Annotated in this window: 9 protein-coding genes; 5 read left to right on the forward strand and 4 right to left on the reverse strand. The window is 69.9% G+C overall.

All coding sequences use genetic code 11. The features are described 5' to 3' along the window. Positions 1–32 precede the first annotated feature (32 nt). Complete coding sequence (locus ABZU52_RS06715; RefSeq protein ID WP_354970097.1) at positions 33–740, forward strand: ElyC/SanA/YdcF family protein; 708 nt, start codon at positions 33–35, stop codon at positions 738–740. Between the two features lie 6 nt (positions 741–746). Here the strand turns inward: ABZU52_RS06715 and ABZU52_RS06720 are convergent, their stop codons facing one another. Genes ABZU52_RS06720 through ABZU52_RS06735 form a run of 4 tightly spaced genes read right to left on the reverse strand, consistent with a single transcriptional unit; the run spans position 747 to position 4,955 of the window. Beyond that, on the reverse strand, positions 747–1,766 hold the full coding sequence (locus tag ABZU52_RS06720) for a LacI family DNA-binding transcriptional regulator (protein WP_354970098.1): 1,020 nt from the start codon (positions 1,764–1,766) through the stop codon (positions 747–749). 9 nt (positions 1,767–1,775) lie between these two features. After that, the gene (locus ABZU52_RS06725; protein WP_354970099.1) at positions 1,776–2,615 is read right to left on the reverse strand and encodes a carbohydrate ABC transporter permease; all 840 of its coding nucleotides are present in this window, start codon (positions 2,613–2,615) and stop codon (positions 1,776–1,778) included. After that, positions 2,612–3,610: a sugar ABC transporter permease gene (locus tag ABZU52_RS06730; RefSeq protein ID WP_354970100.1), complete on the reverse strand. Its 999-nt coding sequence runs from the start codon at positions 3,608–3,610 to the stop codon at positions 2,612–2,614. The genes ABZU52_RS06725 and ABZU52_RS06730 overlap by 4 nt, the downstream gene beginning before the upstream one ends. 49 nt (positions 3,611–3,659) lie before the next feature. Further along, positions 3,660–4,955 carry an extracellular solute-binding protein gene (locus tag ABZU52_RS06735; RefSeq protein WP_354970101.1) on the reverse strand — a complete coding sequence of 432 codons (1,296 nt, stop codon included), beginning with the start codon at positions 4,953–4,955 and terminating at the stop codon, positions 3,660–3,662. A 254-nt stretch (positions 4,956–5,209) separates the two neighbouring features. Between ABZU52_RS06735 and ABZU52_RS06740 the strand changes: the two genes are divergently transcribed. The 4 genes from ABZU52_RS06740 to ABZU52_RS06755 form a co-directional block, all read left to right on the forward strand. Beyond that, a complete protein-coding gene (locus ABZU52_RS06740; protein ID WP_354970102.1) occupies positions 5,210–6,835 on the forward strand; it encodes a glycoside hydrolase family 43 protein in 1,626 nt (541 codons plus the stop codon). 339 nt (positions 6,836–7,174) lie between these two features. Beyond that, positions 7,175–8,386, forward strand: coding sequence for a chitosanase (locus tag ABZU52_RS06745; RefSeq protein WP_354970103.1), 1,212 nt, complete (start codon positions 7,175–7,177; stop codon positions 8,384–8,386). Between the two features lie 240 nt (positions 8,387–8,626). Then, positions 8,627–9,118: an HAD domain-containing protein gene (locus ABZU52_RS06750; RefSeq protein WP_354970104.1), complete on the forward strand. Its 492-nt coding sequence runs from the start codon at positions 8,627–8,629 to the stop codon at positions 9,116–9,118. A gap of 303 nt (positions 9,119–9,421) precedes the next feature. Next, a partial coding sequence (locus ABZU52_RS06755; RefSeq protein ID WP_354970105.1) for a DUF222 domain-containing protein occupies positions 9,422–9,948 on the forward strand: 527 nt, incomplete at its 3' end.

Here is a 9,948-nt window from a genome sequence, read left to right on the forward strand (position 1 = left end):
CGCGTGAGCGCGGGCGGAATAACCTGTGCGGCATGGGGGGACGATTCGGTGCGGCCAGGCGGTGGTACGGGGAACATCGGCGACTCGTCCGCCGGGCGGTCGTCGCGCTCACGGTGGGGGCGGTGGCGCTGACCGGAGGCACCGTGGCCAGCGTGACATGGATCCGCGACACCGCGGAGGGCCACCTCTACGGTGAGGCCGAGGTGCCGGACGCCCCGGTCGCGCTGGTGCTGGGCACCAAGGTCGACGCGGACGGCACACCCTCACCCGTCCTCGCGGCCCGCTTGGAGATCGCGCGACGGCTGTTCGACGCCGGCAAGGTCCGGGCGATCCTCGTGTCCGGCGACAACATGAACGCCGATTACAACGAGCCGGCCGCGATGCGGAGCTGGCTGGTGGAGCGAGGTGTACCAGCGCACAAGGTGGTGCCGGACTATGCCGGCTTCGACACCTACGACTCGTGTGCGCGGGCGGAGCGGATCTTCGGGGTGCGGCGGGCCACTGTGGTGACCCAGTCCTTCCATCTCCCGCGCGCCGTGGCGCTGTGCCGGCGCCTCGGCATCGACGCCAACGGCGTCGGCGACGACAGCGCGAAGCGGTACGCCCAGACGTGGTGGTTCAGTTCGTCCCGGGAGAACGGCGCCTGCCTGAAGGCCGCTGTGGATCTGCTCTCCGGTCGGGATCCGGCGCACCTCGGCCGCCGGGAGACGGGCGTCGACGACGCGTTGCGCGTCGGCTGAGCGATGTCACGACCGTGGTGGTGCGGCGCTGTCGCGGACGATGAGCTCGGTGGCGAGCTCGACCCGAGGGCTCTCGGTCTTCTCGCCGCCGGCCAGCCGCAGCACGGTCCGCGCGGCCAGCATGCCCATCTCGGCCAGGGGTTGACGGACGGTGGTCAGCGGTGGGGAGCACCACCGCACCTCCGGCAGGTCGTCGAAGCCGACCACGCTGACGTCGTCGGGCACCCGCAGGCCCCTCTTGCGGACCGCCTCGTAGACGCCGAGGGCCATCTGGTCGCTGGAGGCGAAGATGGCGGTGGGCGGGTCGGGCAGGGCCAGCAGCTGGATACCCGCGGTGAAGCCGGACTCGTGGTAGAAGTTGCCGGGGCGGATCAGGGCGTCGTCGACGGGGATCCCGGCGGCGCCGAGGGCGGCCCGGTAGCCGTCCATCCGGGCCCGACTGCACATCAGATGCGGCGGGCCGGCGATGAAGCCGATGCGGCGGTGGCCGAGGCTGATCAGGTACTGGTTGGCGCTGAGGCTGCCCGCCCAGTTGGTGGTGCCGATGGTGGGCGACTCCTGCGGGTCGACCCCGGCCGGGTCGATGATGACGACCGGCAGGTGGAGTCGGCGCAGCTCGGCCTGCAACGGTGGGTTCACCATCGAGGTCACGAAGATGATTCCCTCGGTGGAGCGCGTACGCATGTTGTCGAGCCACTGCTTGGCCGAGGCGATCCGCCAGTGGATGGCCGACACGACGGTGCCGACGCCGCTGCTCTGGCCGACGTCCTCCACCCCACGGATGATCTCCACGGCCCACGGGCTGTCCAGGTCGTTGAAGACCAGGTCGATGAGGGCGGCGTCGGTGCGTCGGGTCGGTGACCGGCGGCGGTAGCCGTGCCGGTTGAGGAGCGCCTCGACGCGCTCCCGGGTGTCGGGGGCGACATCGGACCGGCCGTTGATGACCCGGGACACGGTGGGCACGGAGACACCGGCCAACCGCGCGATCATGGCGATGGTGACGTTTTGGCCGTTCTCCGTGCCCACGGTCCCCCCTCATCCCTTGACGCTGCCGGTCAGGCCGCCGATGAGTTGACGTTCGGCCACCGCGTAGAAGCCCAGGGCCGGCACCATGGACAGCACGACGTAGGCGAGCACCCGTGCGGTTTCGGCGGTGTACTGGCCCTGGAACGCCTGGACCCCGACGGGCAGGGTCCACCAGCTCTGGTCGGTGAAGACGACCAGCGGGAGCATGAAGTTGTTCCAACTGGTCACGACGGCCAGCACCGAAACGGTGGCCAGGGCGGGCCGGGCCATCGGCAGCAGGACCCGCCAGAAGAACCCGAACGAGCCGCAGCCGTCGAGGACGGCGGCCTCCTCGACCTCGGCCGGGATGGTGCGGAAGAACTGGCGCAGGATGATGATGGTGATCGGCAGCCCGAAGGCGGCCTGGGGCAGGATGACGCCGAGCGGGTTGTCCAGCAGACCCATGCCGCGCAGCAGGACGAAGAGCGGCAGGATGGCCACCGCGAACGGGAACATCAGGCCGATCGCGAACAGGGTCACCAGGAATTCGCGGCCCCGGAAGGCGTAGCGGGCGAAGACGAACGCGGCCATCGCGGCCGCGGCGACGACGATGAAGGTGCTGCTCACGGCGATGAGAAGGCTGTTGCCGAGCTGCCGCCAGAACACCTCGGACGTCAGGATGTCGGTGTAGTTCGACGGCATCCAGGGGTCGGGCCACCCCAACGGATTGGTGGCGAGCTGACCGTTGTCCTTGAAGCCGCCGAGCACGCCGAACCAGACCGGTACGACGATGAGCGCTCCGACGAGGGCGCAGACGAGGTGCAGCACGAGGCTGCGGGTCCGCTGAGCGCGATTCACCGTGCCGCTCATCGCTGGCCTCCCTGGTTGGTGATCGCGCCCGCGGTGTCCCGACGCAGGACGATGCGCTGGTAGAAGAGGGCGAAGACGAGGCTCAGCAGGAACATGACGATGCTGATCGCGCTGGCGTAGCCGACCTCGAAACGGCGGAAGCCGTACTCGTACATCGTCACCGCCATGGTCTCCGACGAGTGGATCGGGCCGCCCCGGGTGAGCACCCAGACCATGTCGAACAGCTGGATGGTGCCGATGACCGACAGGAAGACGCTGATCCGGATCGTCGGCCCGAGCAGCGGCAGGGTGACATGCCGGAACGCCTGCCAGGCGGTGGCGCCGTCGGTGACCGCGGCCTCGGACAACTCCTTGGGAATGCCCTGCCGGGCGGCCAGGAAGAGCATCATGTAGAGGCCGAAGTACTTCCAGGACACCACGAGGAAGACGGCGTACAGCACGGTGTCGGGGTCGGCGAAGACCGCGCCGGCGTCGGCGCTCAACCACGTCGCGATCGCGTCGCCCAGGCCCCGGTTGGGTGAGAAGACCAGGTCGAACAGGACGGCCGTGGTGACCTCGGAGAGCACGTACGGTGCGAAGAAGATCAGCCGGTACGCGGCGCGGCCCCGCAGCGGCTGATTGAGCAGCATGGCCAGGGCCAGCGCCGCCGGCAGTTGGACGACCAGGGAGAGCAGCACCAGCACCAACCCGCGCCACAGGTCGCCGCGGAAGGTGGGGTCCTGGAAGGCGCGGGTGTAGTTGTCCAACCCGATGAAGTTCTCCGGCAGCCCGAAGCCGTTCCACTTGTAGAGGCTGGCGTAGCTGGCCACCAGGATGGGGGCGACGACCAGCAGCAGGAACAGCACCAGCGCTGGGGTGAGGAAGATGGCGAGGACGCCGCCGCGGCCCGGCCGGGGCTGGCGGCCGCGCTGCCGCACGGTGCCCGGCCCCGGTGCCGGCGGGTCCGTCGCCGGGTCGCCGTGCCTGCTGTCCGACACGGTCGATGGCCTGGTCATGCCTACTCCACAGGGGGTTCGCCGGCTAAGGATGGGTGGGTGGTCACGGTCAGACGGTCTTCGCCACCTGGGTGATGTCCTTGACGATCTGCGCGGGCGACTTGTTGCCGGCGACCAACTCGGCGACGCTGTCGTTGATCTGCGAACCGAGCGCCGGCGCGTACGCCTGGTCGAGGTAGAGCTGGAAGCCGGTGTAGCCGGCCAGGGTCTCCGCGACGAGCTTGCCGTTGGCGTCGGGGATGGCCGTCGCGGCCTCCTTGACGGTCGGCAGCACCGCGCCGGTCTGCGCGGACTTGCGCTGGTTGTCCGCGCTGAGCAGGAACTTCAGGAAGTCGACGGTGGCCGCGGGGGCGTCCTTGCCGATGGCGAAGCCGTTGCCGCCGCCGAACACCTCGGTGGTGGCGCCCTTGCCGCCCTCGACGGCGGGGAAGGGGAAGAAGCCGAGCTTGTCGCCGAGGCCCTTCTTGCTGGTGGAGCTGGAGGCCTGCACCGCCGGCGCCCACTGCCCCATCAGCTCCATTGCCGCCCCGCCGTTGCCCATGGTGGCGGCCTGCCCGTCGGGCGTGCCGTACGCGGCGCCGAGGAAGCCCTTCTGGAACGGCTGCAGGTCGACGAGTTCCTTGAGCCGATCGCCGGCGGCGACGAGGTCAGGGGCGTCGAAGTTCTTGTCGTCGACGGCCTTCTGCAGCGCGCCCACCCCACCGATGCGCATCGCGAGGTAGGACCAGTAGAAGTGGGCCGGCCACTTGTCCTTGCCGGCCAGGGCGATCGGCGTGATGCCGGCGGCCTTGAGCGTGCGGACCGCGTCGAGCACGCCGGCCCAGGTGGTGGGCGCGGCGGTGATGCCGGCGCGGGTGAAGAGGTCCTTGTTGTACCAGAAACCGACCATGCCGATGTCGAACGGGACACCGTAGATCTTGTCGTCGATCGTGTACGGCTCCATGGCGGCGGGCAGCAGACCCCCGATCCACGGCTTCACGTCGTCGGTGATGTCCTTGACCAGGCCCGCGTCCACCTGTTGCTTGAGCACGCCACCGCCCCAGGACTGGAAGAGGTCGGGCGGGTCGCCGGCCTGGGTGGCGGTGGTGAGCTTGGCCTTGAACGCCTCGTTCTCCAGCGGCTGGATGTCGAGTGTGACGTTCGGGTGTGCGGTCTTGTACTCGGTGGCCAGCGCCGCCCAGACCGGAAGCATCGGCTCGGTGTTCTGGATGTGCCACCAGTTGATGGTCTGCGGGGCGTTCGGGTCGCTGGACTCGCCGTCGTCGCCGCAGGCGCTCAGCAGGTAGGCGCCGGCGCCGGCACCGGCGAGGCCGAGCAGCGTACGGCGGGACATGTGCGTGGTCATGATCCATCCCTTCGGGGACTCACGGGGTGCTCGGACGCCGGCTGGGCGGGCGCGGGGTGGGGATCTACCGATCTCCGAAACTTTCAATGCTTCGCCGGTAATACCGATCGATGGCCGGCACGCTACGAGCTGTTGTCGTAACGGTCAAGACCCCTGTCCTATTGCGAAAAGACCGGCTAGCGTAGGCACAACCTTCAATGGCCCGGGACCGCGAGTTTCCGGAAGTTACAGACCACCCGTCCAGAGGAGCGCTCGTGTCGACCGACATCGCTAACGTGGCGACCGCTACCCGGTCGATCCGCAATCCCATCCTCGCCGGGTTCCACCCGGACCCGTCGATCCTGCGCGTCGGCGACGACTACTACCTGGCCACCTCGACCTTCGAGTGGTATCCAGGCGTGCTCGTGCACCACTCGCGTGATCTGGTGAACTGGCGCAGCCTGGGTGGGATCATCACCGACCGTCGCCTGCTCGACCTGCGTGGATGCGGCGACTCCAACGGGGTGTGGGCGCCCGACCTGACGTACCACGAGGGTCTGTTCCACCTCGTCTACAGCGACGTGGCCAGCTTCGCCAGCGGCTACTGGGATCCGCAGAACTTCCTGGTCACCGCCGAGGACATCAGCGGCCCCTGGTCCGATCCGGTGAAACTGCACGGGCGCGGGTTCGACGCGGCGCTGTTCCACGACGACGACGGCAGCACGTGGCTGCTGGGCATGAGCGCGGACTGGCGACCCGGCCGGGACCGCTTCGGCGGCATCGAGATCCAGCGGTACGACCGGGCCGCGCGCCGTCTGGTCGGCAGCCCCCGCATTCTGTTCACCGGCTCCCCGGCCGGGCTCACCGAGGGTCCGCACCTGTACCGCCACGACGGTTGGTACTGGCTGATCACCGCCGAGGGCGGCACCAGCTGGGAGCACCAGGTCACCGTGGCGCGGTCCCGGGAGCTGTTCGGGCCGTACGAGGTGGACCCGGACGGGCCGCTGCTCACCTCCTTCGGGCGGCCCGACCTGCGGTTGCAGAAGGCGGGTCACGGCAGCCTGGTCCGCACCCAGAACGGCGAGTGGTACCTGGCTCATCTGGTTGGCCGCCCGTACTCGCCACTTGGCAACTGCGTGCTGGGCCGGGAGACCGCGATCCAGCGGGTCGAGTGGCCGTCGGGTGGCTGGCCGCGGATCGCCGGAGGGGTGCCGGCGGACGAGGTCGTCGCACCCGACCTGCCCCCGCACCCCTGGCCGGCGGAGCCCGAGACGGACCACTTCGACGCCCCCGAGCTGGGCCGGTGGTGGTCGACGCTGCGTCGGCCGGCCACCCCGGACTGGGTGGACCTGCACACCCGCCCGTCGTACCTGCGGGTCCACGGTGGGCAGTCGCCGGTCGGTCGGCAGGCGCCCAGCCTGGTCGGGCGACGCGTCGGCGCGATGGGGTGCTCGCTGGAGACCGTGGTGGAGTTCGCGCCGGCCGACCATCGTCAGCTCGCCGGCATCACCGCCTACTACAACACCCTGAACTGGCACCACCTCTACCTGACCCGGGCCGACGACGGGCGGACGGTGCTGGAGCTGCTCAGCTCCGACAACGGGCGGCGCACCGCGTACCCGGATCTGACCGTCCATGTCGGCGGCGTCACCCGGGTCGGCCTACGGGCCGAGTTCGACGGGCCGGCGGTGCGCTTCGACTACGACCTCGGGGCCGGTTGGCAGCGACTGCCGGTCGAGCTGGACGCGACCATCCTGTCCGACGAACACGCCGCGCTGATCATCGACGGCGAGCCGGCGGCGTGGGGCTTCACCGGGGCCTTCCTCGGCCTGTGGGTGCAGGACCTGGGCGGCGACGGCGTACACGCCGACTTCGACCTGGCCACCTACCGGGAGCGGTGACCACGCGGACGGCACTCGGCGGGTGCCGTCCGCGTTCCCACTCGCAGCCGGAACGCGTGGTTGTACACCGAGCGCGCGTACGTGTCGAACAGCTCGGCGAACGCGCCGGGATCACCGGCTCGCACCCGAGCGCGCAGACGATAGTCACCAGCAGGTACGCCCCGCCAACGACGGGATGAACAGGAGCCGTCACGCCGCGCGGTCGTCGATTGACGACGAATCGACGTACTGGTATCTGTTAATACAATTTCCTGATGCTCGCGGTGCCCGCCGGGGCCGAACCGCCGCGCCGGGCCACCAACCGGCCGGCGGCACGCCGCCCCTTCCCGGAGGAACACCATGGTTCACAGGAGAACAGCCGCCTACGTCGTGGGCACCCTGCTGATCGGCGTCGCCGCCGTCGGCTACGGTCTGCCGTCGGCGAGCGCCGCGGCCGCCGGGCCGATCACCGGCCTCGGCGGCAAGTGCATCGACGTCGCCGGCGCCAACTCGGCCAACGGCACGGCCGTCCAGCTCTACGACTGCAACGGCAGCGCGGCCCAGACGTGGACCGTCGGCAACACCGACAACTCGATCCGGGCGCTCGGCAAGTGCCTCGACGTCACCGCCGCGTCGACCGCCAACGGCGCCAAGGTGCAGCTGTACGACTGCAACAACACCGGCGCGCAGAAGTGGACCGCCAGCAACGGCGCGCTGGTCAACTCCGGCTCCGGCAAGTGCCTCGACGTCACCGACCGGAGCACCGCGAACGGCGCCCGCCTGCAGATCTGGACCTGCGGCGGCACCACCAACCAGCAGTGGACCCTGCCCGGCGGTGGCACCCCCACCACTCCCCCGCCCACCACCCCGACCGGCACCAACCTCGACGACCCGGCGAAGAAGGACGTCGCCATGCAGCTCGTCTCGGCCGCCGAGAACTCCTCGCTCGACTGGCGCGCGCAGTTCTCCTACATCGAGGACATCGGCGACGGGCGCGGCTACACCGCCGGCATCATCGGCTTCTGCTCCGGCACCGGCGACATGCTCGAACTGGTCCAGGCGTACACAGACACCAAGCCCGGCAACGTGCTGGCCGGCTACCTGCCGGCGCTGCGCAACGTGAACGGCACCCCGTCGCACAGCGGCCTCGACCCCAACTTCCCCCGCGACTGGCGGACCGCGGCCAACGACACGGTGTTCCGGGCCGCCCAGGAGGCCGAACGCGACCGGGTCTACTTCAACCCGTCGGTACGCGACGGCAAGAACGACCAGGTCCGGGCGCTCGGTCAGTTCGCCTACTACGACGCGGCGGTCATGCACGGGTACGAAGGCATGCGCCAGATCCGCAGCCGCGCCCTGAACCGGGCCAAGCCGCCAGCCCAGGGCGGCGACGAGCGGACCTGGCTCAACGCGTTCCTCGACGAGCGGGTCATCGAGATGAAGAAGGAGGAGGTCCACTCGGACACCTCCCGCGTCGACACCGCCCAGCGGGTGTTCCTCAACAATGGCAACTTCAACCTGAACACCCCGCTGGTGTTCGCCGTCTACGGCGATCAGTTCCGCATCGGCTAGCTCGCTGGGTGGTGGCGGGGTCGCCGTTCCGTTCGCCGACGACCCCGCCGCCCTGCCCCTGCGCCCCGCCCCGACCGCCTGCCCGTCCCTGCCCGTCCCTGCCCGTCCCTGCCCTGCCCTGCCCGTCCCTGCCCTGCCCGGTTGCCTGACGCCTGCCCTGCCACTCCCGGTAGGCGGGCCTTGGCCGCTGACCTGTCTCGCGGTCACCATCGGCGGACCGTTTACGGCAGGATCCTCCGAGTGAACCGACCCCTGCTCCTGCTCGACATCGACGGTGTCCTCAACCCCTACGGGACTCCTCAACCACCCGCCGGTCACAGCGAGCACCACCTGTTCCCCGGAGAGGGGCCTGTCCGCGTCAACCCCACCCACGGCGCCTGGATCACCGAGGCGAGCGCAATCCTCGACATCGCCTGGGCCACAAGCTGGAACGATGAAGCCAACCAACTCCTCGCTCCGCTTCTGCGCATCGCTCCCCTGCCCGTGATCACCATGCCACCCGCGCCGTTCCACCCCAGCGACAAGATTCCGGCCATCGACGCCTACGCCCAGCAACGGCCCGCGGCATGGATCGACGACCTGCACACGCCGCAAGCCCACACCTGGGCCGCAGCGCGCAGCAGCCCCACCCTGTTGATCACCACCGACCCGACGATCGGCCTGACCCGCAGTTCCATCGATCGCGTCATGGCCTGGGCCAAGGCTCTTCGACGCCCATCGGCGAATAGCTAGCGCCGCCCCAGCCCTCGCTCATGCGGGCATCAGCCAGCGCCGCCGAAACCCGGCCCTCGCTCATGCGGGCATCAGCCAACGCTGCCGACACCCAGCCCTCGCTCACACCGGGCACCAGGCAGCGCCGCCGACACCCGGCCCTCGCTCACACCAGGCAGCATTGTCGACACCAACTCCTGGCACCGCCGGGCAGCTCCGGTCGCCGTCCGGGAGGAATCCGGCACCGACGAGCCCCCGGTGACTGGCCGATCAAATCGATCATGGTGACTGAAAGATGTCGTACACCTGTTCTAGTGTCGGGTCATGGTCGAGGAGCTGGCGCAGGCAGACGACGCGGTCGCCGCGTGCGTCGACGCCGCCGCCTGGGCCCTTCCGGAGCACGAACTGATCGCCGCGCTCGACGCCGCGCACCGCTTGGAGCAACGGCTCGCCGCCGTCAAACTCGCTCTGGTCCGCGAGCTCGACAGCCGCGGCACGCCCCGCGCGCAGGGCGCCTCCTGCACCGCGGTCTGGCTGCGCGAACGACTCCAGCTCACCATTCCCGCCGCCCGCCGCCTCATCGACCTCGCCACCACCCTCGACACCGGCAACCCCCGGGTACGACAAGCCCTAGCCGACGGGCACATCAGCCTCGACCAGGCCCGGGTCATCGCCGACACCATCACCACCGTGCACAGCTCGGCCGGAGCGGAAGCCGCCGACAAAGCCGTCGGCGTGCTCACCGACTGGGCCGGCCAGTTCGACCCCACCCACCTCCGCAAACTCGGCACCCGCATCCTCGACCACGTCGCCCCCGACCTCGCCGACGCCGCCGCAAAAGCCGCCCTCGA

Origin of the sequence: Micromonospora sp. NPDC005220, assembly GCF_040607895.1 — a bacterium.
GTDB lineage: Bacteria > Actinomycetota > Actinomycetes > Mycobacteriales > Micromonosporaceae > Micromonospora.

Bases quoted from the DNA above. Each gene is read 5' to 3' on its own strand.
- ABZU52_RS06715 (WP_354970097.1), top strand. From the start codon at position 33: ATGGGGGGACGATTCGGTGCGGCCAGGCGGTGGTACGGGGAACATCGG.
- ABZU52_RS06725 (WP_354970099.1), bottom strand. From the start codon at position 2,615: ATGAGCGGCACGGTGAATCGCGCTCAGCGGACCCGCAGCCTCGTGCTG.
- ABZU52_RS06730 (WP_354970100.1), bottom strand. From the start codon at position 3,610: ATGACCAGGCCATCGACCGTGTCGGACAGCAGGCACGGCGACCCGGCG.
- ABZU52_RS06735 (WP_354970101.1), bottom strand. From the start codon at position 4,955: ATGACCACGCACATGTCCCGCCGTACGCTGCTCGGCCTCGCCGGTGCC.
- ABZU52_RS06745 (WP_354970103.1), top strand. From the start codon at position 7,175: ATGGTTCACAGGAGAACAGCCGCCTACGTCGTGGGCACCCTGCTGATC.